The sequence below is a fragment of the Pandoraea morbifera genome, assembly GCF_902459575.1.
Lineage (GTDB): Bacteria > Pseudomonadota > Gammaproteobacteria > Burkholderiales > Burkholderiaceae > Pandoraea > Pandoraea morbifera.
The window spans coordinates 175,659-202,121 of record NZ_CABPSD010000008.1; the positions used below are offsets into that span (position 1 = coordinate 175,659).

The 26,463-nt window shown below is 66.6% G+C and carries 23 protein-coding genes; 9 read left to right on the forward strand and 14 right to left on the reverse strand.

Going from position 1 to position 26,463, the window contains the following annotated elements; genetic code table 11:
- Positions 1-41: 41 nt before the first annotated feature.
- The 6 genes from PMO31116_RS14960 (at position 42) to PMO31116_RS14985 (ending at position 6,790) form a co-directional block, all read left to right on the forward strand.
- On the forward strand, positions 42-746 hold the full coding sequence (locus tag PMO31116_RS14960) for a response regulator (RefSeq protein ID WP_150567407.1): 705 nt from the start codon (positions 42-44) through the stop codon (positions 744-746).
- 3 nt (positions 747-749) lie between these two features.
- Positions 750-2,057 (forward strand): ATP-binding protein, encoded by a 1,308-nt coding sequence (locus tag PMO31116_RS14965; protein ID WP_150567408.1) that lies wholly within the window; start codon positions 750-752, stop codon positions 2,055-2,057.
- 253 nt (positions 2,058-2,310) lie between these two features.
- Positions 2,311-3,447, forward strand: coding sequence for a porin (locus PMO31116_RS14970; RefSeq protein ID WP_150567409.1), 1,137 nt, complete (start codon positions 2,311-2,313; stop codon positions 3,445-3,447).
- Positions 3,447-4,148 carry an ABC transporter ATP-binding protein gene (locus PMO31116_RS14975; RefSeq protein ID WP_150567410.1) on the forward strand — a complete coding sequence of 234 codons (702 nt, stop codon included), beginning with the start codon at positions 3,447-3,449 and terminating at the stop codon, positions 4,146-4,148. The genes PMO31116_RS14970 and PMO31116_RS14975 overlap by 1 nt, the downstream gene beginning before the upstream one ends.
- 6 nt (positions 4,149-4,154) lie before the next feature.
- Positions 4,155-5,126, forward strand: a complete 972-nt coding sequence (locus tag PMO31116_RS14980) for an ABC transporter substrate-binding protein (protein WP_150567411.1) — start codon at positions 4,155-4,157, stop codon at positions 5,124-5,126.
- Between the two features lie 2 nt (positions 5,127-5,128).
- On the forward strand, positions 5,129-6,790 hold the full coding sequence (locus tag PMO31116_RS14985) for an ABC transporter permease (RefSeq protein ID WP_150567412.1): 1,662 nt from the start codon (positions 5,129-5,131) through the stop codon (positions 6,788-6,790).
- On the opposite strand, the gene PMO31116_RS14990 is transcribed toward PMO31116_RS14985, so the two are convergent.
- From PMO31116_RS14990 to sauS, 3 genes are all read right to left on the reverse strand, one after another.
- Positions 6,787-8,190, reverse strand: coding sequence for an MFS transporter (locus tag PMO31116_RS14990; RefSeq protein ID WP_150567413.1), 1,404 nt, complete (start codon positions 8,188-8,190; stop codon positions 6,787-6,789). The genes PMO31116_RS14985 and PMO31116_RS14990 overlap by 4 nt on opposite strands.
- Positions 8,191-8,288: 98 nt before the next feature.
- Positions 8,289-9,890: an AMP-binding protein gene (locus tag PMO31116_RS14995; RefSeq protein ID WP_150567472.1), complete on the reverse strand. Its 1,602-nt coding sequence runs from the start codon at positions 9,888-9,890 to the stop codon at positions 8,289-8,291.
- Between the two features lie 95 nt (positions 9,891-9,985).
- Positions 9,986-11,458, reverse strand: coding sequence for an acylating sulfoacetaldehyde dehydrogenase (gene sauS / locus PMO31116_RS15000; protein ID WP_150567414.1), 1,473 nt, complete (start codon positions 11,456-11,458; stop codon positions 9,986-9,988).
- Positions 11,459-11,694: 236 nt separating this feature from the next.
- Here sauS and PMO31116_RS15005 point away from each other — a divergent pair, with 236 nt between their 5' ends.
- Positions 11,695-12,459: an IclR family transcriptional regulator gene (locus tag PMO31116_RS15005; RefSeq protein WP_150567415.1), complete on the forward strand. Its 765-nt coding sequence runs from the start codon at positions 11,695-11,697 to the stop codon at positions 12,457-12,459.
- A gap of 54 nt (positions 12,460-12,513) precedes the next feature.
- On the opposite strand, the gene PMO31116_RS15010 is transcribed toward PMO31116_RS15005, so the two are convergent.
- The 6 genes from PMO31116_RS15010 to PMO31116_RS15035 all read right to left on the reverse strand — a co-directional run bounded on the left by PMO31116_RS15010 (position 12,514) and on the right by PMO31116_RS15035 (position 19,677).
- Positions 12,514-13,863, reverse strand: coding sequence for a four-carbon acid sugar kinase family protein (locus PMO31116_RS15010; RefSeq protein ID WP_246185306.1), 1,350 nt, complete (start codon positions 13,861-13,863; stop codon positions 12,514-12,516).
- Positions 13,864-13,879: 16 nt separating this feature from the next.
- Complete coding sequence (locus tag PMO31116_RS15015) at positions 13,880-15,172, reverse strand: ribulose-bisphosphate carboxylase large subunit family protein (RefSeq protein ID WP_150567416.1); 1,293 nt, start codon at positions 15,170-15,172, stop codon at positions 13,880-13,882.
- Positions 15,169-15,723 (reverse strand): VOC family protein, encoded by a 555-nt coding sequence (locus PMO31116_RS15020; RefSeq protein ID WP_150567417.1) that lies wholly within the window; start codon positions 15,721-15,723, stop codon positions 15,169-15,171. The genes PMO31116_RS15015 and PMO31116_RS15020 overlap by 4 nt, the downstream gene beginning before the upstream one ends.
- A gap of 57 nt (positions 15,724-15,780) precedes the next feature.
- Entirely contained in the window at positions 15,781-17,616 is a 1,836-nt protein-coding gene (locus PMO31116_RS15025; protein WP_246185315.1) for a TRAP transporter large permease, read from the reverse strand.
- 73 nt (positions 17,617-17,689) lie between these two features.
- A complete protein-coding gene (locus tag PMO31116_RS15030) occupies positions 17,690-18,751 on the reverse strand; it encodes a TRAP transporter substrate-binding protein (RefSeq protein ID WP_150567419.1) in 1,062 nt (353 codons plus the stop codon).
- Positions 18,752-18,861: 110 nt separating this feature from the next.
- Positions 18,862-19,677 (reverse strand): SDR family NAD(P)-dependent oxidoreductase, encoded by an 816-nt coding sequence (locus tag PMO31116_RS15035; protein ID WP_150567420.1) that lies wholly within the window; start codon positions 19,675-19,677, stop codon positions 18,862-18,864.
- Between the two features lie 211 nt (positions 19,678-19,888).
- Here PMO31116_RS15035 and PMO31116_RS15040 point away from each other — a divergent pair, with 211 nt between their 5' ends.
- Positions 19,889-20,923: a LacI family DNA-binding transcriptional regulator gene (locus PMO31116_RS15040; protein WP_246185307.1), complete on the forward strand. Its 1,035-nt coding sequence runs from the start codon at positions 19,889-19,891 to the stop codon at positions 20,921-20,923.
- A 97-nt stretch (positions 20,924-21,020) separates the two neighbouring features.
- On the opposite strand, the gene ahpF is transcribed toward PMO31116_RS15040, so the two are convergent.
- From ahpF to PMO31116_RS15065, 5 genes are all read right to left on the reverse strand, one after another.
- A complete protein-coding gene (gene ahpF / locus PMO31116_RS15045; RefSeq protein WP_150567421.1) occupies positions 21,021-22,613 on the reverse strand; it encodes an alkyl hydroperoxide reductase subunit F in 1,593 nt (530 codons plus the stop codon).
- A 196-nt stretch (positions 22,614-22,809) separates the two neighbouring features.
- Entirely contained in the window at positions 22,810-23,373 is a 564-nt protein-coding gene (ahpC, locus tag PMO31116_RS15050; RefSeq protein ID WP_150567422.1) for an alkyl hydroperoxide reductase subunit C, read from the reverse strand.
- Between the two features lie 146 nt (positions 23,374-23,519).
- Positions 23,520-24,191: an NHL repeat-containing protein gene (locus PMO31116_RS15055; protein WP_150567423.1), complete on the reverse strand. Its 672-nt coding sequence runs from the start codon at positions 24,189-24,191 to the stop codon at positions 23,520-23,522.
- Positions 24,192-24,235: 44 nt separating this feature from the next.
- Complete coding sequence (locus PMO31116_RS15060) at positions 24,236-25,456, reverse strand: helix-turn-helix domain-containing protein (RefSeq protein WP_150567424.1); 1,221 nt, start codon at positions 25,454-25,456, stop codon at positions 24,236-24,238.
- Positions 25,457-25,534: 78 nt separating this feature from the next.
- On the reverse strand, positions 25,535-25,777 hold the full coding sequence (locus PMO31116_RS15065; RefSeq protein WP_150567425.1) for a hypothetical protein: 243 nt from the start codon (positions 25,775-25,777) through the stop codon (positions 25,535-25,537).
- 225 nt (positions 25,778-26,002) lie between these two features.
- Between PMO31116_RS15065 and PMO31116_RS15070 the strand changes: the two genes are divergently transcribed.
- On the forward strand, positions 26,003-26,431 hold the full coding sequence (locus PMO31116_RS15070; RefSeq protein WP_150567426.1) for a MarR family winged helix-turn-helix transcriptional regulator: 429 nt from the start codon (positions 26,003-26,005) through the stop codon (positions 26,429-26,431).
- The last annotated feature ends 32 nt before the right edge of the window (positions 26,432-26,463 follow it).

The window sequence follows — 26,463 nt, forward strand, 5'->3', positions numbered from 1 at the left end:
ACCCTTCGCGGCACAGCACAAACAGGAAAAGGAATACGGCCATGTACCGTGTCTTGCTGGTCGAGGACGATGCGCGCCTGGCCGCGCTCGTCACTGAATATCTGCACGCCTACCGCTTCGAGGTGATGGTCGTGTCCAACGGCGCGCGCGCGCTCGAGCGTTTCCGTGCGTTCTCACCCGACATCGTGGTGCTCGATCTGATGCTGCCGGGCTTGGACGGCATGGAAATCTGTCGGCAATTGCGTGCCGTGAGCAGCACGCCGATCCTGATCCTCACGGCCCGCGAAGACACGTACGACCAGGTCGCCGGGCTTGAAGTGGGCGCCGACGACTACGTCGTGAAGCCGGTCGAGCCGCGCCTGCTGCTCGCCCGGCTGCGTGCGCTGCTGCGCCGGGTCGTGCCACCGTCCGAACCCGAGATCGGGTCCGACGACGGCATCGCCTTCGGCCAGCTGCGCATCGTGCCGCGCGACCGCATGGTGTTCTGGCGCGGCGCTCCGGTGGAGCTCAAGTCAAACGAGTTCAGCCTGTTGCTGATTCTGGCGCGCGGCGCCGGACGTGTCGTGACCCGCGACGAGATCCTCCAGCAATTGCGCGGCATCGAGTTCGACGGCATCGACCGTACGGTCGACGTCGGCATCTACCGGTTGCGCAAGCGCTTCGAGGACACCGATGGCGAGCCGCAGCGCATCAAGACCGTCTGGGGGCGCGGCTATCTGTTCAGTCCGTCGGCGTGGGAGAGCTGAGCCATGTTTCGCATTCTATTGAAGCTCTATGCGCTCGTCGCGATATCGCTGGTCGCCACCATCCTCATCATCAACCATGCGTTCGGCTACATCTTCTATGACGTGCTCAACCAGGCGTCGCAAAAGCAGTTGGGCGCGTACGCGTGGCTCGTCAATGAGCGGATCAAGGCCCTGCCGGAATCGCAATGGCCGGCCTTCATCGCGCAGCTGGAAAGCCACGGCAACGACAAATTCGAGCTCAAGCCGCTCACCGACGTCGACCTGCCGCGCAAGTACGCCCGCCAGGATCTCGAGGCCGGCAAAGTCGTTGCGACCGCAACGGACGGCGATCACTTTGCCATGCGCCTGGGCACTTCCGGCTGGGCGCTGACCTCGGCAAGCGGCACGAGCACGGACTGGAATCTGCGGACCATCAACTATCTGGCCTACGCCGTGCTCGCATTGCTCACGCTCACGGCCGTGCTGACGTGGGTGCGGTGGTACTGGAACGACATGCAGGCCCTGAACCGGGCGGCGAGCCTGTTTGGCGAAGGCGACTTCACCGCGCGCGCCCGCGTCTCGCGCTTTTCCAACCTGACGGCACTCGTGCGGGTGTTCAACACCATGGCCGATCGCATCGAACGTTCGATCAAGACGCAAAAGGACATGATCAATGCGGTGTCGCACGAATTGCGCACGCCCATCGCCCGACTGGACTTCGGACTCGAGATCCTGCAACAGCGCCGCCACGAGCCCGACGCCGACGAGCGCATCAACGCGCTCAAGGGCGATATTCGCGAGCTAGACGAACTCGTCACGGAACTGCTCTCTCTCGCCCGCCTGGACCAGATCACGGCGCCTCCGGCGCGTCACGCCGTGTCGCTTCGCCTGATGTTCGACAGCCTGGCCGCAAATAGCACCGAGGTGCTCGCCGCCCGCTCGATTGCGCTCGATATCGCGGCCGAGCCCGGCGCGGACTGTGTCGAAGTCGAACCCAAGTTGCTCGCGCGTGCCGTGCAGAACCTGCTCAACAACGCCATGCGACACACCACGCGGCGCATCGTTTGCGGCGCGAAGTCCTGCGACGGCGGCGACGTCATGATTTACGTGGACGATGATGGCGAAGGCGTGCCCGAGCCTGAGCGTGCGCGCATCTTCGAACCGTTCCACCGCCTGGACAGCAGCCGCAATCGCGCCACCGGCGGCTTTGGCCTCGGGCTGGCGATCGTGCGACGCATCGCCTTGTTGCACGGGGGCAAGGTCGGTGTCGAGACCTCGCCGCTCGGCGGTGCGCGCTTCACCATCACGCTACCCGGACCGGCGCCGCTCTGATACGGCGCCTGCCCGGGCCTTCCCCGCGAACGCAACACCCGCGGCCGGCGATCGCATCGCCGGCCGCTTTCGTTACACGGTCCGCTTTGGTCGCGGTGGCCGGGGTGGCCGGCGACGCCGGCCGCGTCATGCACGCCGCGCACCTCGCGCAGGGAGAGCACGTCGCACTTCGGACGACGACACATTGTCACGTCAGCGACATGTTGGCCGCTTACATTGGCGGCTCAATTTAATCCCAAAGAGGACCCTCATCATGAAACCCAACTTCCGCATCGCGGCGGTGGGGTGCTGCCTGGCGTTCGCCGGCGGCCTGCCCCTGCCCGCTCTGGCCCAGTCTCACGTTCAGCTCTACGGGCTGATCGACTCGGGCGTCGAATTCCTCACCAACGCCGACAAGAACCCCGCCGGCAGCACCGTCAACCTCACCCGCATCACCTCGGGCAACCTCGCCGGTTCGCGCTGGGGCATCAAGGGCTCCGAAGACCTCGGCGGCGGCAGCAAGGCGTTTTTCCTGCTCGAGAACGGCTTCAACCTCGGCAACGGTCAATCGCTGCAAGGCGGTCGCGAGTTCGGCCGTCTGGCCTATGTCGGCTTGTCGAACCGGTCGTTGGGCGCTTTCACCATCGGCCGTCAGGGCGGCGTGTTCCTCGACTGGGTCAGCAAGTTCAACCCGCTCAACAACGCCGTGTACGCGATCAAGATGCAGGACACGGCGTTCTCCGACCGGCTGGACAACAGCCTGCGCTACACCGGCAAGTTCGGCGGCGTGGAGGCCATGGTCCAGTACTCGAAAGGCTACGACGACGTGAGCTTCGGTGCCGCGAGCACGACGCCGGGCGACAACCGCCGCGCGCAGGTCGTCGACGCCGGGGTGCGCTACGCCAGCGGCGCGCTGTCCTTCGTGATCGCTTACGATCAGAAGAACGGCGGCTCCACGTTACCCACCGCCGCCATGACCGCGAAGGTCGGTGGTTACGAAGGCAACGTCGACCGTCGCATTGCCGTCGCCGCGAAATACGCGCTGCAACGTGTCGACCTCTTCGCGGGCTACCGCTACCTGAACGCCAAGGCCATCCATCTGTCGGCCCTGAACAAGAGTCCCGTCGAAGCGTCGAGCTACTACTGGCTGGGTTCGACGTGGCATGCCATGCCCGCGCTCGACCTGTCCGCAACGGCCATGTACCAGGACTTCTACGGCACGAACCGCGACCCGCTGTCGTTCCAGGTCAGCGCCGACTACCGCTTCTCGAAACGCACCGACGCCTACGTGAACCTCGGCTATGTGGTCAACCGCAACGGCTCCGATCTCGGCCTGAACGGTTTCGGCAGCAATGTGGTCGCCGGCAAGCATCAGTTCGGCACTATGGCCGGCATCAAGCACACCTTCTGATGACAGGCGACACTCGCGCCCCGTCGGCGCACGGCGTGTCGGTGTCGATACGCGCGCTGCACCAGCGCTTCGGTACAACGCGCGTACTCGACGGCGTCGATCTCGAGGTCCCGGCCGGCACCACGACCGCGCTGCTCGGGCCTTCGGGCTGCGGCAAGAGCACGCTGCTCAGGCTGCTTGCCGGACTGCTCGCGCCCACCGGCGGCGAGATTCGCTTCGACGACCGTGTCGTCGCGAGCGAGCATGTGTGCCATGCGCCCGAGCGGCGCTCGCTCGGCATGGTCTTCCAGGACTACGCCCTGTGGCCGCACATGAGCGTGTCCGCCAACGTCGCGTTCCCCCTCGAGATGCGTGGCGTGAGGCGCGTCGAACGGAACCATCGTGTCGAGGAAGCGCTCTCGCTCGTCGGGCTCGCGGGCTTGGGCGCGCGTCGGCCCCAGGCGCTCTCGGGCGGTCAGCAGCAGCGTGTGGCACTGGCCCGCGCCATCGTCTCGGCCCCGCGGTTGCTGCTTTTCGACGAACCGCTTTCCAACCTCGACCGCGATCTGCGCGCGCGCCTTTGCGCGGACATCGGCGCGTTACTCTCCCGCCTGGGCACCACGGCCGTGTACGTGACGCACGACCGCGACGAAGCCGAGGCGCTGGCCGATCAGATCGTGATCCTCGCCCACGGGCGCGTTGACAAACGTATTACGAGGTAGCCCATAATGCTCCACCGCAAAATCATCGCGACACTCACCATGGCCTTTGCTGCAAGCGTCGGCGTGCAACATGCGCATGCATTGACCGTCTATACCGCCGGCCCCGGCAATCTCAGCAAGAAGCTCGCCGCGGGTTTCGAGAAAAAGACCGGCATCAAGGTCGATGTGTTTCAGGCCACCACCGGCAAGGTCATGGCCCGCATCGAAGCCGAGCAGGCCAATCCGCGAGCCGACGTGCTGATCTCGGCGTCGTGGGACACCGCGCAGGACCTCGAAAAGCGCGGCTGGCTCGCACCGTTCCAGAGCGTCAACGCCGCACACGTGTCCGCCCCGTTCAAGACGTCGCACTATGTCGCGCAAGGGCTCTCGGCGCTTGGCATCGTTTGGAATGCGAAGTCCGGCACCCCGGAGCCACACGACTGGCGCGACCTGACCCGACCCGCCTATCGTGACCGCGTGACCATGCCCGACCCGGCCCTCTCGGGCGCGTCGGCCGATCTGCTGCTCGGATTGCAGGCGCGTCTGGGCAGCGAGGCGTGGAAGCTCTTCGACGAACTCAAGCAGAACGGCATGGTCGTCTCCGGCCCGAACGCGCAGGCGCTCAACCCGGTGCTGCAGGGCGCGAAGGCGGCAGTGTTCGGCGCGGTCGATTACGTCGCGTACGCGGCGGCGGCCAACGGCGAGGCGATCAAGGTGATCTTCCCGACCAGCGGCACCGTGATCGCGCCGCGGCCCATGATGATCCTGAACACGTCGAAGCGGCAGGCCGAGGCACGCCAGTTCATCGATTACGTGCTCTCGGAAGAGGGCCAGCAACTGGTGGCCGAAGCGTGGCTGATTCCCGCGCGCGAGGACATCGCCATCAAGCGCGCCTCGTTCAAGGATCTGCGCCTGCTGCCCCAGGGGGGAGCGCAATCGTCGAGCGCCTCGCGCACCGAAGTCCTGGCACGTTTCGCCAAACTCAACGGCCAGCACTGACGATGATCCCGTTTCGACGACTGCCCACGGTGACGGTGGCCGCGCTCGCCGTGGTCGTGGCGTTGCCGGTCGCGTTCGTGCTGTTGCAGGCGATCTTCCCGCATCTGGCGACGGGTGTCTTCGACGCGCCGTTCGCGGCCGTGTGGCCGACGCTGTCGGACGACGCCACATGGCCGCTCGTGACCAACACGCTGCGCCTTGGCGCGTCCGTGGCGCTCGGCACGGCGCTTCTGGGCGGCGCGCTGGGGGCGCTTCGCGGCCTGTTCCACGTGCCGGGCGCGCGTGTCTGGGATGTGTGCTTCCTGCTGCCGTTTCTCGTGCCGCCGTATCTCGCCGCACTCGGCTGGATGTTGCTGCTGCAAACCGGGGGATACGCCCAGCAACTCAGCGGGATCGACGCGGGCCGGTTCCTGTTCTCGCTGCCCGGCCTCGTCTTCGTCATGACGTTGAACATCTTCCCGGTGGTGTACTTCGCCGTGTCGCGCGCGTTTGCGACCACGGGGTCGCGTCTGGCCGACGTGGCGCGCGTGCACGGCGCGAGCGCCTGGCGTGCGTTCGCCAGGGTCACGCTGCCGCTTGCACTGCCCGCCTTTGCCGCTAGCCTGCTACTTGCATTCACCATGGCGATCGAGGAGTTTGGCGCGCCCGCCGCGCTTGGCGCGCGTGCCGGCTTTTCCGTGCTGGTGACGTCCATCGAGGCCCGCTTCGCCGACTGGCCGATCGATCTGCCCGGCGCCTCGGTCCTCTCGGTCGTGCTGGCCGCCATGGCGTTGCTCGCATTCGTCTTGCAACACCGGCTCGCGGCAGGCAAGGATTTCGAGACACAGACCGGCAAACCGGTCGCCTCGCCCGCGCGCACGCTCGGCCGCTGGCGATGGCCGGTGCTGCTTGGCTTCGGGTGCGTGGCCATGCTCGCCACGGCCGCACCGCTCTTCTCGATCCTGGCCACGGCGTTCTCGGGCACGCTCTCGGGCGGATTGTCCGTCGCCAATCTCACGACATCGCATTTCGCCGCACTGCTTGCCCAGGGCGCGGAGGGCCTCGAAGCGCTGGCCACGAGCCTGTCCCTCGCGCTGGGCACGTCGCTCGTGACCGGCGTGCTGGGGTTTCTGTGCGCCTGGTGCGTGGTGAAGTCGACAATGCGCGCGCGCGTGCTGATCGACGCCCTGTCGCTGCTGCCGCATGCCCTGCCAGGCATCGTCGTCGGCGTCGGGTTGATACTCGCCTGGAACCTGCCCTTCTGGCCGGTCACGCCTTACAACACGTGGGGCATTCTGCTGCTGTCCTACAGTTGCCTGCTGCTGCCTTACCCGGTGCGCTACACCAGCGCGGCGCTGCGCCAGATGGCTGCGTCGCTCGAAGCCGCGGCGCGTGTGCATGGCGCGCCGTCGGGCGTCACGCTGCGACGCATTACCCTGCCACTGGTCATGCCGGCGCTCGGCGCATCGCTGATGATCGTGTTCGCCATTGCCTCGCGCGAACTGGTCACCTCGCTGCTGCTCGCGCCGAGCGGCGTGCAGACGGTCTCGATCTTCATATGGCGCCAGTTCGAACAGGGTTCCATCGGACAAGGCATGGCGATGGGCGTGGTCTCGATGGCCGTGAGCGGCACCTTGCTCATGCTGGCCTCCCGACTGGGAGGCCGGCGCCAGGGCCACGCCTAGCGGCGCCAGCGCAGGGGACGCCGCAGCGGATGCCGCTGCGGCCCGACCGGCGCCCACACCGGCGAGGCTCCCGCCATGCCGGCCGCCTCGGGGCGGTAGTCGTCGTCGGCCGCCCGGTCCATCGCCTCGGCCTTCTCATCTTTCTCGACGGTCTTGCTCGTGTCGATGAACAGCGCAGCCACCACGCCCGCGCCCAGCAGGGCCGCCGAGATGGCGAACGGCACGTTGTAGCTGCCGCTCGTCTCGATCAGATAACCGAACGCCACCGGCGAAATCATGCCCGCCAGGCCGAAGCCGGTGTTCATCATCCCGCCCGCCGTGCCGGCGTACTTGCCCGCGATGTCGAGCGGCAGCGTCCACAGGACAGGGTTGGTGATTTCGAGGAAGAAGAACGACGCGGAGAGCAGCAGCACCGCCACGAGCGGATCGGACACCATCGTCATGGGCAGCAGGAAGGCGAGCGATCCCCCCATGCCGACCACCAGCACCGAGACGCGCGCGAAGCGCAACCGGCCGGTCGCCTTGTACAGCTTGTCGGAGACTACCCCGCCCAGCGTATCGCCAATCACACCGGCGAGCAGCGGCAATGCCGTGAACAGCGCCAGTCGCTTGAGATCGAACCCCTGCGACTCTCGCAGATAGGAAGGCATCCAGGTCAGGTACACCCAGAGCAGCCAGCCGTAGCAGAAGTCGACGAACGTCACGAGCCACATGCGGCGGATGAGCTTGCGCCAAGGCGTCGCGGCACGCTTGGCCCGCTCGCAGTCGCCGGTGCGATAGCCGATCTCGGTCACTTCCTCGGGCGTGATGCGACGATGCTGGTCGGGCGTGTTGGTGAACACCTTCATGTAGAGCAGCGTCCACGCGAGGCTCACGACACCGAGCACGATGAACGCTTCGCGCCAGCCGAACGCCACCACGATGGCGAGCACCACCGGCGGCGTGATCGCGCCGCCCAGGCGCGCAAAGCTGTGCGTGATGCCCTGGGCGAAGCCGCGCTCGCCCACCGGCATCCAGTACGTGAAGGCGCGCGTGGCCGTCGGAAACGCCCCGCCTTCACCGATGCCGAGCACGAAGCGCAGCACCACCAGCGTGAGGATGCTGCCGGCAAAGCCGGTCGCGAGCGTGGCCGCGCCCCAGATCAGCGAGAGCACCGTCAGCACCAGCTTCGGCCCGAAGCGATCGGCGAGCCACCCGCCGAAGATCTGCATGGCGGCATACGGATAGGCGAAGGCGGAAAACACAAGCCCGAGTTGCACCGTCGTGAGTCCCATCTCCTGGCGGATGAACGGGCCGGCGACGGCAATGTTGACACGATCGATGTACGAGATGAAATACATCAGGCACATGACCGCAAGAATGATGTGGCGCGTCTTCACGCGACCGGTACGCTTGTCCATGTTGTCTCCTATGTATTTACGTCGCACACGTCATGCGTCTGCGATCGTGTCCTGCCAGTGAAACCATGCCCGGCCGGCGGCCGGCGCACGTGGGGGCGCTAACGTTGCAACAGCTTCAGGCGCTGCACCTTGCCCGACGGTCCGCGCGGCAGATCCGTCACGAAGTGGAACGCCTTGGGCGTCTTGTAGCGCCCGAGCGTCTTCAGGCAGTGCTCGCGCAGCGCCGCCGCGTCGGGAGGCGTGAACGCCACGCCATCCCCGCTACCCGCGGCATCCGCGGCGTCAGAGCCGTCCGGGCCGCGCACCACCACGAAAGCGACGATCTCCTGCCCGTACGCGGCGTCGGGTACACCAACCGCGGCCGCTTCGAGCACTCCCGGGTGGCGCAGCAGGGCCTCGTCAATCTCGCGCGGCGCGATGTTCTCGCCGCCCTTGATGATCAGCTCCTTCGCACGACCGGAGATGTAGAAGTAGCCGTCGTCGTCGCGATGCCCGAGGTCGCCCGTGCGCAACCAGCCGTCAGCCGTGAAGGCGTCGGCGGTTTCGTCGGGGCGTTTGTAATAGCCGCGCATGACCTGGGCGCCGCGCAGGACGAGCTCGCCGGTCTCGCCGGGTTCGGTCTGCGAGCCATCGCGCCGCACGACCTTCGCCTCTCCGCCCGAGGGCAGACCGATGCTGCCAATGCGACGCCGCGAGGCATCGTAGGGGTTGCTGAACACAGGCGCCGCCGTCTCGGTCATGCCCATCGTCTCGATGATGCCGATACCGAACCGCGCCTCGAATGCGCGATGGTGCTCGGCGGGCAGCGCCGCCGACGCGCTGCGGCAGAATCGCAGGCCGGCGAGCACCGCGCGCTCGGGCGCCGGTGCTTCGAGCAGATACGCCACGATGGTCGGCACCACGTTGATCCAAGAGCAGCGCGAAGTGCATACGTCGTGCCAGAAGGTGCGTGCCGAAAAGCGTGGCGCCATCACGACCGATCCGCCGTGGAACAGCGGCGTGAGCAGCGTGACGACCAGCCCGTTGATGTGATAGAGCGGCAGCGAGGCCAGCACGCGGTCATCGTGCGTCAGGCGATGCTCCGCACTGATGAACGCTGCGTTGGCCAGCAGGTTGGCGTGCGTGAGCAACACGCCCTTCGGCACGCCCGTCGTGCCCGAGGTGTACATAAGCAACGCCACGTCGCGCAGGTCGGGCGATGCCGGCACGCAAGGCCCGTCGGGCGCCGGGATCTCCGGAGACTCGCTGGCGTCCGGCGACGTGCAAACGAGCGCGACCGACCGCGTCATGCCCTGTGCGCGGGCCGCATCGAGCGCCTCCTGAACGGCCGGGAGCATTGCCTCGGACACGAAGACGAGACGCGTGTCAGAATGCTCGACGATGTATTGCATCTGCGCCGGCTGACACAGCAGGTTGATCGGATTGACGATCAGGCCGCTGTACATCGCCGCAAGAATCAACCGGGCGGACTGGATACCGTTGCCCATGCAGACCGACACGATATCGCCAGGTCGCAGCCCGGCTTGAGCAAAGCGGTGCGCGAGTTCGCGACAATCGTCACGCAGTTCGGCGAAGGTGAGCGCCGCAGCCACGTCCTCCGGGCGGGCGCCGCCCTCCGCCACCGGAATCAGATAGGGCCGCGCGCCGAGCGCGGCCGCCCGTGTATCGATCAGCTCGCGTACCGTGGCCGCCGGTGCCATCAGCGTATCCGTATCGCGCGCCGTGCCGTCGGGATCCTTGTACAGGGTCTGCCGCGCCACCGTGCCTGCCACCGGCGCCGGATTCATCGGGGCGTTCATCGTCCATACCTCGCGAAGTAGTCGGCCAGCAGGTCGTCGGCATCGGGCACCTGCGCGGCGATCGGGTACGCCACACGCGTCACGTTCAGGTACTGACGAAAGCCCAGGTTGTCGGTGAAGTTGTTTTTCCCCCATGTACCGCAGCCCATCGACAGGGAGAATGGCAGCCCATTGTCGAAATTGCCGCCGGTGGCGAAGCAGTGCGCCTGATTCACGATCACGCGCGCGACCGGCAACGCCTGTCCCAAATGCACCGCCTGAGCCGGATCGGTGCCGTGCAGGCCCACGGAGTGCCCCGCTCCCATGTAGGCGTAGATGCGCTCGACGAGCGCCACGGCGTCGGCGAAATCGCGCGCCCGGTACACGGTGAGCACCGGCGAGAGCTTCTCGCCGGAGAACGGATACGCCGGGCCGGTGCCGGTCTCCTCCACCATCAGGAACGACGGGCGTTGCGAGGCCACGGTGTCGAGCCCCGCGAGCTGCGCGATCACGTCGGCGGTCTTGGCCGTGCAGCGGCCGCTGAGCTTGCCGTCGTGCCACATCGTGGCCTCGAGCGCACGCTTTTGCGACGCATCGAGGAGCACGCCGCCTGCGGCACGTAGCGCGTCGAGCATGGCGTCGTACACGACAGTGTCGATCACCACGCTGTTTTCCGAGGAGCAGCTCGTGGCATTGTCGAAGGTCTTCGACCGCGCGATCTTCTCGGCGGCGTCGCGCAGGTCGGCGCTCGCCGAAACGATCGACGCCACATTGCCGGCGCCCACGCCGAAGGCGGGCGTGCCGCTCGTGTAGGCCATGCGCACGTTCGCCTGCGAACCGGTCGCGACCACGAGATCGGCCTGCCGCATCAGCGCCGCGGTGGCGGCCTTGGTCACCGGCTCGGGCAGCATCTGCACGAGGTCCGGCGACATGCCCGCCTTTGCGAGCTCCGCGTGAATGAACCGCAGCAACAACGCACAAGCGCCATACCCCTTGGGCGAAGGGGCGACGATCACCGCATTGCCGCACTTGAGAGAATTGACGATCTTGTTCGCCGGCGTTGCGGCGGGATTGGTCGACGGCGTGATGGCCGCCACGACGCCGACCGGGCGAGCGATCTCCACGATCCCGCGCCGGGCGTCCTCGGCGATCACGCCATGCGTCTTGCGCTCGTGCAGATCGCGCAGCAAGCCGAGCGTCTTGCGGAAGTTCTTCTGGATTTTGTCGTCGACGTTGCCGAGTCCCGTGTCGTGCACGGCAAGCTCTGCAAGTTGCCGGTTGCGCGTCGGCGCCATGATTGCCCACGCGGCGGCCGCTGCGGCCGTATCGAGCGCCTGCTGCCCGCCCCGGGCGAAGTCGCGCTGCGCGGCGCGGGCGCGAGCGACGATCGCGCCCACCTGGGTCTCGATCTCGTCGGCGGCGGTGCCCGCCGGCGACGACGCATCGGCGTTCGACTGCGCGAGGGTCGCGCCGAAAGCCCGTGAATTCATGTGATGCCTCCTGGGTTTTTATCGATTGAGCTCGCGTACTCAATCTAGCCAACCCGGCGGCGCCACAGGTCTCAAATTCCCGGACAAACGGGACACATCATGAAGGTGTACAGGCTGTCCCGATATTCGGGACCGATAAAGTCCGCAAAAGTAATCAAACCGATGCAGAATCACGGGAAACGGCGCGCGCAACCTCGACCCGGATCACGGCGCGGGCGACGCGCAAAGGAGACGACATGACGGCATCGAACCAATCGAACGCGGCCGCGGTGCGCGCGTTTCGCGTTCTCGAGACGCTCGCCGTGGCCGGCGGCCCGCTCTCGATGACCGACCTCGTGAACGCGCTGGGTCTGCCCAAGCAGACGGTGCATCGCATCCTCACCCAGCTCAAGGACGCATGGCTGATCACCCGCAATGCGAGCGACCGTCGCTACGAGTGTTCGCCGCGCGTGCGCGCACTGGCGATCAACGTGTTGATGCAGACCGGCCCGGCCGCGGCGCGCCACGGTCTGCTGCAACAGTTGGTCGCGAGCATCGGCGAGACGTGCAACCTCACCATGCTCTCGGGCAACGACGTGATCTACGTGGATCGGGTGGAGACGGAATGGCCGCTGCGCATGCACCTGCAACCGGGCTCTCACGTCCCGCTGCACTGCTCCGCGAGCGGCAAGCTGTTGCTCAGCTTCCTGCCGAAAGAGCGGCGCGACCATCTGATCGACACGTTGCCGCTGCGCCGCTTCTCGGAGCGCACCGTCACCGACCGGACGGCACTGCGCACCGAGCTCGAACGCACGCGACGCCGCAAGATGGGCATCAACAACCAGGAGCACCTGCAAGGCCTGATCGCGATTGCCGTGCCGGTGATGCTCAGCCGCAATCGCGCCTGCGCCGCCATTGCCGTGCAGGCGCCCATCGGCCGTCTCACGCTCGACGACTTGCTGGCCTTCGAGCCGGAGCTGCGCATCGCCGCGGAGGAGACCGCCAGGACGTTCCGGCACTGACCGCCCACCGGACCGCGAACGGGGGAAATTGCGGAACTTGCGAACGATCGTCGTTCAGGTGCCGCTCACCAGACGTTCGAAGAGGTCTTCGTCGCCCATTTGCCCGCCTTTGAGCAGCACCTCCATGCCATCGAGCGCAGGCATGTCGCTGTGCAGCCGACATAGCGGGGCACCGTGCGCCAGCGTGCCCGCGTAAGTGATGCCCCACGCATCGAGCGCCCGCATGCCATGGCTCGACGTGTCGCCGCCCGCGATGGCCATGCGCGAGACTTCGGCGCCTTCCAACACCTGCCGCAGCAGATCCCCGCCGGCGCGCGCGAGCGCCAGCGCCGACACGCCGCTCGGCGAGGCATGCGACGACGTCGAGGCCTGCGAGTCCTGCGCCACCGTGCATGCCAGCGTGTGGCGTCCCGCGCGCAGACGCCGCGACAGCTCCGCCGCCATCGCTTCGCGGTATTGTCCGTCGGGCTCGACCAGTCGAGCCGCATCGATGCGACATACGTCGAACGAGCGGGCCGCGCGCACTTGGGCCGCCGTAACCGGCGACAGGCTGCCGGCCAGCACGAATACGGGGCCGCGCGCCGGCGCCACGCGCGTCTCCTCGGGCGCGGCGCGCAACGCCATGGCGCTCGCGAGCGCCTCGATCACGCTGCTCGGCCCGACCGCGAGCAGCGCGGCGCGCTGCGCGTGGCGCCAGAGCACCTCGCCGATGCGTGGCAGGTCGGCGGGCACGGCCACGTCCCATAGCACCGTGCGCGCCCCGTCCCGTCGAAGTGCGTCCAGGCACCCCGACAAGAACGCGGGGGGCGTCGTCCATGGCACGAGGCCGATATCGGTCAATCCCTGCGCGCCCAGATGCCGTCGCAAATCCGCCTCGAGCATCGGTGTCACCGGGTGCCGGCTCATGGTCGGATGGCGGTCGATTCGGAATACCTCGCCGCCGGTACCGGCCGCCGCGAAGAGATTGCCGAACAGACAGTACCGTCCGAGGTTGGGTTGCCCACCCAGCACGGCCGTCCACTCGCCCGGCATCGACGGTGCCAGCGCTCGCACCGCCTCGCCGATGTTGCCCACGCCAGGCGCGCTGTCGAAAGTCGAGCACGTCTTGTAGTGCAACACCGCGGGCTGCAAGCGACGCGCGAGCGCCGCAACGGGTGCCAGCTCCTCGCGCATGGCCTGAGGCGCGAGTGAGCGCGACACACCCGCAATGCCGAGGCAGTCGAGACCGCGCAGGGCATCGTCGGCCGCCATGGCCTCGAGCCGGGTCGAATCAGGCGCCGCCAGCAACAACAGGCTACGCAGCCCCGCTCGCGCGGCCGTCGCCAGCGTGTCCGTGGCCCCGGTGAAGTCGTCGCCGTAATACAGAAGGTGCGGGCGAAGCATCGTATCAGCCCTTGAAGTCATAGAAGTGTTGCGTGCTTCAGTGCCCGAAGAAGCGCATGGCGGCGGCCAGCGCGGGCGCGTGGCGCGCCGCTTCATCGAGCGACTGCCCGGTGCGCATCGCCTGCCACGCGTCGCGCAGGCTTTGCACGCCGGCGCCCGCCCCATCGGGGTGCGCGAGAATGCCGCCCCCCGCCATGAAGAGCAGGTCGTCGCGCCCCAACGCCTGCCAGGTCGCAGGCACCGTTCCGGCCCACTGACCGGAAGAAAATGCGGGCATGACGCGATCGTCCGGGCTGTCGCCCCCATCCGCGCAAAGCGGGGCATAGCAATCGCGCGCCGATTCGACGACCTCGTCATCGGGCTGCGCGAACTTGCCTTGCAGACCGTGCACGTGCATGTGATCCACGCCCGCAAGCCGCCAAAGCGCCTGATACGCCTGGAAGCCGATGCCCAGCACCGGATCGCGCGACATGGCGCCGTAGCCGTTCCGATGGCCGTGGATCGCCAGCGGCGTATGCCGACGCAACGTCGTCACGGCGGAAAAGCCGCACCAGTTCAGACTGACCATCACGCAATTGCCGCCCTCGCGCTGCACGAGGTCGGCGTGACGCATCATCTCGTCGGTCTCGTCCGTGATGTTGAAGGCCACCATCACCTGCTTGCCGGTGCGCTCACGATGCGCGCGCACCGCCGCCATCACTGCCGGCACGCGCTCGGCCAAAGGTGCATGCACGGGGTTGGCGCACACCTCGTCGTCCTTGATGAAGTCGACCCCCGCGTCGCACAGGCGGGAGACGAGCGCGGCCGTCTCGTCGGCGCGCATGCCGACGTTGGGCTTGAGGATCGTGCCGACGAGTGCCCCCTGTGCCACGCGCGTGGCCCGGCGCGTGCCGTCGATGCCGTAGCGCGGGAAATCGAATTGCCGACGATAGGCCGACGGCATCGCAACGCGCTCCAGGCGCATGCCCGTCACTTCCCCCAGGTCGTAAAGGTTGCCCGCGAGCGTGGCGGCCAGCGTGGGCAGATTCGCGCCGACGTTGTCGCACGGAAACGCGATGCGCACCCGTGCGCGATGCCACGGCCCATTGCCTGCCCGCGCATCCTTAGCAGCCAGACGATCGAGAAAGGCGTTCGGCAACGACGCGCGCGAGACCTCACCCACCCGCTCGACGGACTCGACCGTGGCGCGGGCACGGGCGCGCAGCGCATCGGTCTCGCCCGCCACCCGGGTGAAGGTGCCGCAGGACTGTTCGCCGGCCATGACTTCGGCGACCTGCTCCGGATCGAGCGGCGTCTCGATCAGGTATGTCGCACTCAGCGTCCGGTTCATAGCTTCGACAGATCGGGAAACGCACGCACCGGGTCGGTGCCATCCCACTGGGCGGCCGCCTCGCGAATCATCGTGAAGAGCCTGCCCTTCGGCCCCGCGACCTCGGACAATTCGATCGTGGTGCCCGGATGACATCCCGGCGCCTCGCTACGGTCCTCGAAATAGACGAAGCGCCCGTTATCGCCGACCTCGCCGCTCATGCAAATCTCGAAGCCGGCTGCACGCGCACGCGCGAGGTCCGCGTCGAAGTTCTCCGTCCAGTAGGCGACGTGCTGGGCGCCGCTGCGACCGGCATTGAGGAAGTCGCGATACATCGAGGGCACGTCGTTGCGAATCTCGAGCAATTCGATTTGAAGGCCGCCCGCATTAGCGAGCGCTACCGCATTGTGCGGCTCGAAGTGCGCCCCGCGATAGGTATAGTTGCGAATCGGCACCCGCGGGTTGTAGTACCACGGCCCAACGCCTAGCACGCCGGACCAATAGCGCATTGCCGCCTCGATGTCGGGCACGAGGTATGCCACCTGGCGAATTTCGCCAAAGAATCTGCTCATGGATCTTCCTGTCGTTCTATGTCGTATGGCGACGCCGGACGCGCGCCGCCGTCTTCGTTACCGAAGAAAACCTGTCGAGATCCACGGGAACGCCGCCACCGCGATCAATCCGACGATCAGCGCTGCGAGATAGCCCCAGATCGCGCGCATGCCCTTGGCGGGATCGACCTTCCCAATGGCGCAGGCCGCGTAGTACCCCACGCCGAACGGCGGCGCGAACAATCCCAAACCCATCGAGAGCACCACGATCATGGCGTAGTGAACTTCATGGACCCCGACCGCCCGCGCGATCGGGAACATCAGCGGTCCGAACAGCACGATCGCCGGAATGCCTTCGAGCACGCTGCCAAGAATGACGAAGGCGACCACGGAGACGGCGATGAATCCCGCGCCGCCCCCCGGCACCCGCTCCATGGCCGCGGCAAGGTCCTGCGCGAACCCCGATTGCGTGAGGCCCCAGGCCATGCCGGTGGCCGCGCCGATGATGAAGATGATCGCGCCCGACAGGGCGGCCGTCTCGACAAGCATGGGCATCAGGCGACGCGCGTCGAACTGGCGATAGATCAGCAGGCCGGCCAGCACGGAGTAAGCGATACCGATGGTCGAGACCTCGGTGGCCGTCGCAATGCCCTCGACGACCGCGGCGCGAATCACGAACGGCAGCGCCAACGCCGGCACGGCGTACGTGAAGGCTCGGAGCATTTCCTTGCGGTTCGCTTTCGCAACGCCGGACAGGTCTTCGCGGCGATAGCGCCACCACACCACGCAGCACAGGGCGATGCCCAGGACCACGCCGGGCAGCAGGCCGCCGGTGAAGAGTGCCGAGATCGACACGCCCGTGACCGAGCCGATGGTGATCAGCACGATCGAGGGCGGAATCGTCTCCGTCTGCGCCCCCGTCGTGGACAGCAGCGCCACGAGATCGCCCGGGTCCGCGCCGCGCTTCTTCATCTCCGGGAACAACACCGGCGCGATGGCCGCCATGTCGGCCGCCTTCGAGCCGGAAATGCCTGATACCAGGTACATGCCGCCGATGAGGACGTAGCTCAGACCGCCGCGCACGTGACCGAGCAGACTCGCGAGAAAGCGCACCATCGCCCGCGCCATGCCGGTCATCTCGATGAGCAGGCCGAGAAAGACGAACAGTGGCACCGCAAGCAGGATCAGATGCGACATGCCCTCGTCCATCCGGCCGACCAGCACCACCAGCGGCGTGCGCGTCGTGAGCGCGAGAAAGCCGAACGTCGCCAGTGCAAACGAAAAGGCGATCGGCACGCCGGCAAACACGCACGCACCGACGACCCCCGCGAAGAAAATGACGAGATTCCAGCGCCCGAGCGGTTCGAGCACCGGACCGAGCAGCCAGAAGGCCGCGCACACTGCCGCGACGACGGCGATGGCCTGCAACGCGCGCACCGGTGTTGCGGTGCGAAGCAGACGCACCCCGCCCGCGAGCACCATCAGCGCGACCCCGACGGGCAACGCCGCGGCGCGCCAGGCGTTGCTGATCTCCATCGCCGGCGTGATCACGAACGATTCCTCGGATGCATACTCGTACGCCGGATGCGCGATGAACACCAGAAACGCCAGCGCGGCGGCGATCGCCAGCACGTCGAGAAACGCTCGCGTGGACGGCGACGCCTTGCCCACGAATGCGGTCATGCGCATGTGCTCGCCCCGGCGCAGTGCGACCACCGCGCCGAGCATCGACATCCAGAGAAACAGGATGCCGGCGAGCTCGTCGCTCCAGACGAGCGGTGCGTGAAAGACATATCGCGCCACCACGCCCGCGAGCATGACGACAATGTCGGCAAGAACGAGCAGCGCAGCCGGAATCTCCGTGAGCCAGCCGATGGCCCGGTCGATCGCGGCCACGACACCGCGCCGGTCCATGGGACTCGCGTCGAGCACCGGCGTCTGCGCGGAAGACGCGCCATGCGGCGAATGCACCGGGCCGGGCGTCATCTCAGGCCACCTTGCCGGCCGTGGCTTCGAGCAGCGCCCAGGCCTGAGCGCCGAATTTTTTCTGCCATTCGGCGTAGTAGCCCGACTTCTGCAATTGCGCGCGGAACGTCTCCGGCGGCGCCGCGTTGAATGCCAGCCCCTTGCTCGCCAGTTCGCTCTGCAGCCCCGTGTTGAGCTTGTAGACGTCCTCGCGCTGCTTGATGGCCGCCTCGTTGAACGCGCGCGCCACGATTACCTTGAGATCTTCGGGCAGCGCGCGCCACGACCGGCCGTTGACCACGAGGTGATAACCGTCCCAGCTGTGATTCGTGAGCGAGCAGTACTTCTGCACCTCATACAGTTTCGCCGTCTGCACGATGGCCAGCGGATTCTCCTGCGCGTCGACCACGCGTGTCTGCAGGGCCGAATAGACTTCGCTGAACTGCAGGCTCGTCGGCGAGGCTTGCAGCGACTTGAACAGCGAGATGCCCATCGGGCTGACCGGCACGCGGATCTTCATGCCGGAGAGGTCGGCCGCCTTGGCGATGGGCTTGTTGCCGGTGGTGATCTGACGGAAGCCGTTGTCCCACATCTTCTCGAACGTGTAGAGGCCCGTCTTGGCGAAGGCCTCGCGAATGCTGTTGCCGAGCGGGCCGTCGACCGCATGCCACACCTGGTCGTAGTTCGAGAACGCGAAGCCCACGGCCGTGATCGCGCTGATGGGCGCGAGCGTCGCAATCACCATGGTGCCGGCGTTGAAGATGTCGATACCGCCGTTGCGCACCTGCGCGAGCATGTCGGTGTCGCCGCCCAGCTGGTTGTTGGGGAACACGCGCAACTCCATGCGACCGCGGCTTTCCGCGGCGATACGCGCGGCCACTTCCTGCGCACGAATGTTCAACGGATGGCTGACGGGCAGATTGTTGCCGTACTTGAAGACGAATTCCGGCGCGGCGGCGCGCGCCGATCGCGGCCATACGCCGGTCACGCCGGTCACGCCTGCCACGCCCGCGGCACCCAATGCCGGCAAGGCGGAAAGTGCGCGCAATACGTTGCGTCGGCCCTGAGAAGTTGAGCTGGTCATCCGCATGTCTCCTGATATTGTGGTTATGGCGCAACCGTGCGAGCGGCGGAACACCGCGTCGGCACGACCCTCCGTGACACCCCGGCACACCGATGGCCGGGTGCGCCGTGTCAATTGCAGCGAACGTGCATGCCGCCGTCGACGAGCAGCTCCACACCGTTGATATAGCGCGCCTCGTCCGAGGCCAGGAACACCGCCGCATGGGCAACGTCCCACCCGTCGCCCATGCGTCCGGTCGGCGACAGGCGATGGCGGGCTTCCACCATCTCCTGCTCGCTCGCGTAGAAGCCCGAGATTTGCCGGTAGATGTGTGGCGTATCCATCACACCGGGCAAAATGCAGTTCGCCCGGATGCCCTGCGATGCATATTGCAGCGCCACGCTTTGCGTGAGCGAGTTGACGGCCCCTTTCGACGCGGCATAAGCGCAGTAGGCGTAACCGGTCCAGCGCACGCCGCCCAGCGCGCCGATATTGACGATGGCGCCGCTGCCCTGTGCCTGCATGCCCGGCAGCACCGCCTTGCAGGTCAGGAACATGCTCTTGACGTTCACCGCCATGACCCGGTCCCACACCGCCTCGGAGGTTTCCACCGGCCCGCCCTGCGACGTGATGCCGACGTTGTTGTGCAGCACGTCGATCCGGCCATACGCTTCTACGGTGGCCGCCACGGTCTGACGGACCTGGTCCCAGCACGTGACATCGGCCGCCAGCGCAATGGCGTCGTTGCCCTCGTCGGCGATGATCTGGCGAGTCACTTCGGCCGCCGCCCGATCCTGATCCACGGCCACCACCCTGGCGCCCTGCCGCGCGTATGCCACGGCGGCCGCCTTGCCGTTGCCCCAACCGTCGCCCGCCGATCCCGCGCCGAAGACCAGCGCAACGCGGCCTTCCAGCCGTCGCGACGCGCTCGCTCCCGTTGCTGCCATGGCCCTGTCTCCTTTGCTTTTGTGTTGGTTTCTGCGTTCGTTCCTGCCGCTTGCCCGGTAGACGGACAGCGCATCCGAGGTCGTACGATAGGGGCGGCCGCACCGATTCGCCAACCCGTTTTTCTGATGCGATTTGATGGGTTTTGATGAAGTATGCTGTGGAAGAGCGCGCCGCGTCACGGCGCCGGACGACACGGGAGACAGGAAGACGATGCGACGCAACATGCCCAATCTGGCGGATATCGCGCGGCTGGCCGGGGTTTCCACGGCGACGGTCGACCGCGTGCTGCACCGGCGCTCGGGTGTGCGACAAACGACCGTGCAGCGCGTGCTCCTTGCGGCAGGCGAACTCCGATACTTGCCGGAGCCCGAACTCGAAGCCGTGCGCGCCACGCCGCCCACGCAAGTGTTGTTCGTGCTTCCCGGGCGCAGCAGCAAGTTCCTGCGCATGCTCGGCGAATGGGTGCAATGCTCGCAAACGCAGTGGGCGCCGTACAACGTCAACTGCCGCGTGCAGTTCATCCAGGGGTTCGATCCCCAGGCACTGGCCTCGACGCTGCTGCGCCGTGGGCGGGGATGTCACGGGGTGGCGTTCATGCCGCTGGAGCATCCGAGCGTTCGCGAGGCGGTAGGCGTGCTCGCCGACGAAGGGGTCGCCACCGTGACGCTGGTGTCCGATCTGTCGCATTCGCGACGCATCGCCTACGTGGGACTCGACAACGGCTCGGCCGGCAGAACGGCGGCCTACCTCATTGCCCGCTTCGTGGGCCCGGAGCGCGCCGCGAAGGTCGCCCTCATCGCCGGCTCACTGAGCTACAAGGCGCACGTCGAGCGCGAAGCCGGTTTCCTGCAGTTGTTTGCCGAGCAGTACCCGCACATGCAGGTCGTCGGCCTGCGCGAAGGCTACGACGACGAAGCAGTCAACTATCGTCAGGCGCGCGCGCTGCTCGAACAACATCCGGATCTCGCGGCGATCTACAACATCGGGGGTGGGGCGCAGGGCATCGGACAGGCGCTCAAGGCAACGGGCAAGCAGCACAAGGTCGTCTTCATCGGCCACGGGCTCACCCCCGACACCCGAGCATTGCTCATCGACGGCTCCATGGATGCCGTGATTACGCAAAGTCCGCAAAGCGCCATCATGAATTGCGTGCGCATCTTCGCCAATCTTCGCGAAAAGCGCGAACTCACGGCGGGTGTGGAGGCCAATCGCAGCCAGGTGATTTTTCGCGAGAACCTGCCATAGAAAAACGCCGTGCGCGGTTCGCTCTCGCGATTCCGCGACACGGCGTCGTGTCTTGCGCAAACCCATCGCACGAGGCATGGCGAGACGTTGTCGGGCCTCAGGCGGCGACGGCCTCGCGCGGCGCCTGTGCGGCGTCGTCCTCCACCGAGCTGAGCATCAGGTGTTCGAAGGCGCCGAGCGATGCCTTGGCGCCCTCGCCCACGGCGATGACGATCTGCTTGAACGGCACGGTCGTCACGTCGCCCGCCGCGAACACGCCAGGCACCGACGTCGCCCCCTTCGCATCAACCTCGATTTCGCCATGGCGCGACAGCGCCACGGTGCCCTTGAGCCACTCGGTGTTCGGTACCAGGCCGATCTGCACGAACACACCCTCGAGCGCAATCGTCGACGTCTCACCCGAGACGCGATCGCGATACACGAGTGCGTTGACCTTTTGCGTGTCGCCGGTGATTTCGGTCGTCTGAGCGTTCGTGAGCACGCGCACGTTGGGCAGACTGCGCAGCTTGCGCTGGAGCACTTCATCCGCACGCAGTTGCGCGCCATATTCGATCAGCGTGACTTCCCTGACGATGCCCGCGAGATCGATGGCCGCCTCCACGCCCGAGTTGCCGCCACCCACGACCGCAACGCGCTTGCCCTTGAAGAGCGGGCCGTCGCAGTGCGGGCAGTACGCCACACCGCGATTACGGTATTCGCGCTCGCCCGGCACGCCGATTTCCCGCCAGCGCGCGCCGGTAGCCAGCACCACCGCGCGCGCCTTGAGTACCGCGCCGCTGGCCAGATGCACCTCGTGGATGCTGCCCGGAATCAGCGCTTCGGCGCGTTGCGTGTCAATGACGTCGACGTCGTACGTCTTGACGTGCTGCTCGAGCGCCACGGCGAACTTCGGGCCTTCGGTGTGCGTCACCGAGACGAAGTTCTCGATGGCCATGGTGTCGAGCACCTGACCGCCGAACCGCTCCGCCACCACGCCCGTCGCGATGCCCTTGCGGGCCGCGTAGATCGCGGCGGCCGCGCCTGCCGGGCCACCGCCGACGATCAGCATGTCATAGACCGGCTTGTTCTCGAGCGCCTTGGCGGCGCGGGCCGTCGCCCCGGTGTCGAGCTTCGCCAGCAATTCCTTCACACTGGTGCGGCCCTGCGTGAACGACTCGCCGTTGAGAAACACGGTCGGCACTGCCATCACCTGACGCGCCTCGACTTCGCCCTGGAACAGCGCACCGTCGATCGTTATCTGCTGGATGCGCGGATTGATGAGCGCCATGACATTGAGCGCCTGCACGACTTCCGGGCAGTTCTGGCAAGACAGCGAGATATATGTCTCGAAGCGGAAGTCGCCGTCGAGCGCGCGAATCTGGGCGATGGTGTCATCGTCGAGCTTCACCGGGTGCCCGCCGACTTGCAGCAGCACCAGCACGAGCGAGGTGAATTCGTGCCCCATCGGCAGTCCGGCGAAGCGAATACGGGGCGCCTCGCCCGGCGTGCCGATGGCGAACGACGGACGACGCTCCTGCGCGTCGTCGCGCCGCACCACGCGGATCTGCGCGCTGAGCGGTGCGATCTCGTCGACCAGCGCCTTCATCTCGGCCGATTTCGGGCTGTCGTCGAGCCACACGGCGATCTCGATCGGCCGCGTGACTTTCTGAAGGTACGTTTGCAATTGGGCTTTGAGGTTCGCGTCCAACATGGCGTGTTTTCCGTCTCGATAGCGTGAATGGATTGAGCGAGGGTGAGCGAGATCCGCCGCGTCGGCCACATGGCTGGCGCAGGAAGCATCGGTAACTCGGAATTCGGGTGCCGGTGCGACGGGTTTAGGGAACCGACGCACCGGCGAGACGCCGCGACGTGACCGGCGCGGCGCTTGCTGCGGCCTTGCGCGGTACTTAGATCTTGCCGATCAGGTCGAGCGACGGGCTCAGCGTCTCGGCACCCGGCGTCCATTTCGCGGGGCAGACTTCGCCCGGGTGCGCGGCAACGTATTGCGCGGCCTGCACCTTGCGCAGCAGTTCCTTGGCGTCGCGACCGATGCCGTTGTCGTGAATTTCGCACAGCTTGATCTCGCCTTCCGGATTGATCACGAACGTGCCACGCAGCGCCAGACCTTCCTCCTCGATCAGCACGTCGAAGTTGCGCGAGATGGCGAGCGTCGGGTCAGCCAGCATCGGGTACTGAATCTTGCCAATCGTGTCAGACGTGTCGTGCCAGGCCTTGTGCGTGAAGTGGGTGTCGGTCGAGACGCTGTAGATCTCGACGCCCAGCTTCTTGAATTCCTCGTAATGGTCGGCCAGATCGCCCAGCTCGGTCGGGCACACGAACGTGAAGTCCGCCGGGTAGAACACCACCACCGACCACTTGCCCTTGAGGGTCTCGTCGGTCACGGTGATGAAGTCGCCATTTTGGTAGGCCTGGGCTTTGAACGGCTTGATCTGGGTGTTGATGATCGGCATATCGGTGTCTCTCTGACTGGGTGGAAAGTGTTGCCAGTATGCCGATAGCTATCGATTTATTGAAATTGATTATTAAAATCTATTCAATTGGTGCAGGCTATCGAGGTCGATAGCCTGCCTTGAGCGACACGCGGTCGGCGCGACGTTCAGGCCTTGGGGTAGCGCACGGCACGCACCTTGCCGCTGTGTCCGCCGCCGCAGTAGAAGAGGCCGTGACCGTCGTATTCGAGTCCGCTCACGCCAATGCCCTCGGGCATCTGCACGCGCGTGAGCACTTCGCCGTCGACCGGGTCGACCTGACGTAGTTCGCTCTCGTCGTTCTCCCACGTGCCGTGCCAGAGTTCGTCGTCCACCCAGGTCACACCGGTGACGAAGCGATCGGACTCGATGGTCCGCAGCACGCGTCCGTCCTGCGGGTCGATCTGCAAGATGCGGCGGTCGCGATACTGGCCCAGCCAGAGGCTGCCCTCGGCCCACGTCAGTCCCGAATTGCTGCCACTGCCGTGCGTGAGGGCGATCGTATGCACCACGCGACCGGTCGACGGATCGATCTTGTCGATGCGCGCTTCGGCGATCTGATAGAGATATTTGCCGTCGAACGCGGTGCCAGCGTCGCTCGGGGCATCGAGCGTACGCCGCACCTTGCCACTGGCCGGGTCGAAGGCGAGCAGGGTCTCGCCGGTGGCCGCCCAGACCTGCACGCCGTCGAAGGTCACGCCATGAATCCGGTCGACGCCCGGAAACGGTCCGTACTCCGAGATGATGCTGGCATCGCTGACTGCCGCTTGGCGGGGAATTCGTTGAGATTGATGCTTCATGTCAGGCTCCTGTTGGTACGCCACGTTTGGCGTGCAGGTTCACTCTAGCCAAACGACCATCCGGCAGGGAGTAACAATGTCGTCGCGAATTCCGTGAGGGGCGGCGCCATCCAGCGACGCGCACGCGCGCGTCCCACGCAGCGCACGCGCCCCTGCGCCTGTAGCTCGCCGAGCGCGCGCTGCACCGTGCGCTGACTCGCGCCAAGGGCGAGCGCGAGCGCCGACGTCGACCAGGCAGCGCCATCGGCGAGCAACGCGATCAGCGACGCACGCTCACCATCGATAGGCGGCATCAGCACCGATACGCCGCTCCCAGCAGGGGTGCGCAGCACAAAGCCGGCCGGCGTCGCATCGATCTCGGCAATGTCTTTGAGCAGCGCGCGCAGGCGGCCGATCTCCACGCGCAGGCGCGCGCGGTGCGTGTCGTCTGGACGTTGCAGGCGGAACGCCTCGGCGATCAGGGTTTCACGCGCAACATCGCCCGGCCAGGCTCGCGCCAGCGGCAACGCGAGCGCGAACAGGACCGGGCGGCGCGCGAGCGGGCGCCACAGATTGCCAATGCCGACACCGCGGCGGCAGGCGTCCACGACAAGTGAATCCCCATGCAGCAGCGCGGCCACGCCGTCGAGATCCAGCGCGCTTTCGCGCCCGGCCGTCCATCGCCGTGCCGCGGGGCGAGAGAGCATGTCGCGAAGGCTTTGGACCTCGGCCGAGAGCGCGGGCACGTCCGCGGCGACCGCGGCGCTCTGGGCATTCGCAAGCGCGCGGCGCGCGTCGTCAATGCGCAGCGTTCGCAGCGCAAGCTCCGCGACGCACAGCGCATGAACGGCGGCGTGGCGAGCGGGTACGTCTGGCGAAGCCGCATCCCGAAGTGCTTGCGCTGCTGCGTCGAGTTTGCCTAACAACAACAGGCGACGCGCGACGAGCAGTCGCGCGAGCATTGCGTTGGGAACATCGGCGTGGGCGTCGAGTGTGACGGCCGCCGCCTGCAGCGCTCGCGTCGTGCCGTCGAGGTCTCGCGTCGCGAGCGCGACTTCGGCATCGGCGACGACGCACCTCGCGCGCGCCAGGGCGTCATGCGCGCCGAAGCGTCGCGCGGCACGCTTGAGCAACTCACGCGCACGAGGATACTCGCCGAGTTGCGCCATCGCGATGCCCCGCAGCGCGAGCGCCGGCGGGTCGTCACGAAGGGCAACGCGGCGCAGCGCGCCAAGCGGATCGCCCGCGGCCAACGCGCGGGCGGAAGCGGCGATGAGGGAGTCCATCGCGGGATCTTACCTTGCGCGTGAGGGCAAGACGGAACACGACAAGCGCCGCAAGTCGCGAGCGCGGGCGGCGCAAACTCAATGGGCCGGAGGCGATGCTTCGTCGCGACAGTCGCCTCCCGAACAGGAAGACGGTGCTCCACGTGCGCGCGATGCCGGCGCGGACGACGTGCCCTGACGTCCGAACCCGATCTGCTGGAAAACGCCGCCGCCCAGTTCGAAGCCGGTGGCGTAGTGATAGGCGGCAACGGTCGAGCCGAGTGCCACCGACAGCAACAACAACGTACCCGTACGCCAGCGGCGTCGGACCGTGGAAGCCATGTCTCCTCCCTGTCAGAGGTCGCCCCGCGCTCAGGACACCGAATCCGGTCGTTCAGCGTCTCGGCGGGGTTCGAGTTCCAGTCACTGCTGAGTCTCGTTTTTTCGCGATTCTGCACGCACGCCGCCCCGTTTGTCATCCCCGGTATCCCTAAGTCGGCCCAATATATCGCGATATGATATATTTTTGCGTTTTCGGACACATCCCCTTCTCTCGTCCTTCGATTTATGCCTTCTGAGAATCCACAGATCACCGCCGATGCCCTGACAAAGAGCGATTTCGAGGCACTTTCCGAGTTTCGCTACCGTCTGCGACGCTTTCTGAATTTCAGCGAGACGGCCGCGCGCGAAGAGGGAATTACCCCACAGCAATACCTTTTGCTACTGCATGTGAAAGGTATACCGGGGCGCGATTGGGCGTCCATCAGTGAATTGGCCGAGCGCTTGCAAGCGGTGCATCACAGTGTGGTGGCGCTCGTGGCGCGTTGCGAGAAGGCCGGCCTGGTCACGCGTCGCCAGAACGAGAGCGATCGTCGCGTGGTGGAGGTGCATCTCAGCGCCTCGGGCGAGGCGTGCCTGGCAAATCTGGCAGCGCAGCACCGCAACGAGTTGAGCACGTTCGCGGACATCTTCCACATTCGTGGCGTTCATCTGTAATCCGGCATTTGTCATGGCATCCGTTCCTCACA

Coding starts and splice junctions, on each gene's coding strand:
- PMO31116_RS15055 (WP_150567423.1), bottom strand. CDS start 24,191: ATGAAGCATCAATCTCAACGAATTCCCCGCCAAGCGGCAGTCAGCGAT.
- PMO31116_RS14975 (WP_150567410.1), top strand. CDS start 3,447: ATGACAGGCGACACTCGCGCCCCGTCGGCGCACGGCGTGTCGGTGTCG.
- PMO31116_RS15040 (WP_246185307.1), top strand. CDS start 19,889: ATGCGACGCAACATGCCCAATCTGGCGGATATCGCGCGGCTGGCCGGG.
- ahpF (WP_150567421.1), bottom strand. CDS start 22,613: ATGTTGGACGCGAACCTCAAAGCCCAATTGCAAACGTACCTTCAGAAA.
- PMO31116_RS15035 (WP_150567420.1), bottom strand. CDS start 19,677: ATGGCAGCAACGGGAGCGAGCGCGTCGCGACGGCTGGAAGGCCGCGTT.
- PMO31116_RS14985 (WP_150567412.1), top strand. CDS start 5,129: ATGATCCCGTTTCGACGACTGCCCACGGTGACGGTGGCCGCGCTCGCC.
- PMO31116_RS15015 (WP_150567416.1), bottom strand. CDS start 15,172: ATGAACCGGACGCTGAGTGCGACATACCTGATCGAGACGCCGCTCGAT.
- PMO31116_RS15025 (WP_246185315.1), bottom strand. CDS start 17,616: ATGGACCGGCGCGGTGTCGTGGCCGCGATCGACCGGGCCATCGGCTGG.
- PMO31116_RS15005 (WP_150567415.1), top strand. CDS start 11,695: ATGACGGCATCGAACCAATCGAACGCGGCCGCGGTGCGCGCGTTTCGC.
- PMO31116_RS15010 (WP_246185306.1), bottom strand. CDS start 13,863: ATGACTTCAAGGGCTGATACGATGCTTCGCCCGCACCTTCTGTATTAC.
- PMO31116_RS15065 (WP_150567425.1), bottom strand. CDS start 25,777: ATGGCTTCCACGGTCCGACGCCGCTGGCGTACGGGTACGTTGTTGTTG.
- PMO31116_RS14960 (WP_150567407.1), top strand. CDS start 42: ATGTACCGTGTCTTGCTGGTCGAGGACGATGCGCGCCTGGCCGCGCTC.
- sauS (WP_150567414.1), bottom strand. CDS start 11,458: ATGAATTCACGGGCTTTCGGCGCGACCCTCGCGCAGTCGAACGCCGAT.
- PMO31116_RS15030 (WP_150567419.1), bottom strand. CDS start 18,751: ATGACCAGCTCAACTTCTCAGGGCCGACGCAACGTATTGCGCGCACTT.
- PMO31116_RS15070 (WP_150567426.1), top strand. CDS start 26,003: ATGCCTTCTGAGAATCCACAGATCACCGCCGATGCCCTGACAAAGAGC.
- PMO31116_RS14965 (WP_150567408.1), top strand. CDS start 750: ATGTTTCGCATTCTATTGAAGCTCTATGCGCTCGTCGCGATATCGCTG.
- PMO31116_RS14995 (WP_150567472.1), bottom strand. CDS start 9,890: ATGGCACCGGCGGCCACGGTACGCGAGCTGATCGATACACGGGCGGCC.
- PMO31116_RS14990 (WP_150567413.1), bottom strand. CDS start 8,190: ATGGACAAGCGTACCGGTCGCGTGAAGACGCGCCACATCATTCTTGCG.
- PMO31116_RS14970 (WP_150567409.1), top strand. CDS start 2,311: ATGAAACCCAACTTCCGCATCGCGGCGGTGGGGTGCTGCCTGGCGTTC.
- PMO31116_RS14980 (WP_150567411.1), top strand. CDS start 4,155: ATGCTCCACCGCAAAATCATCGCGACACTCACCATGGCCTTTGCTGCA.
- ahpC (WP_150567422.1), bottom strand. CDS start 23,373: ATGCCGATCATCAACACCCAGATCAAGCCGTTCAAAGCCCAGGCCTAC.
- PMO31116_RS15060 (WP_150567424.1), bottom strand. CDS start 25,456: ATGGACTCCCTCATCGCCGCTTCCGCCCGCGCGTTGGCCGCGGGCGAT.
- PMO31116_RS15020 (WP_150567417.1), bottom strand. CDS start 15,723: ATGAGCAGATTCTTTGGCGAAATTCGCCAGGTGGCATACCTCGTGCCC.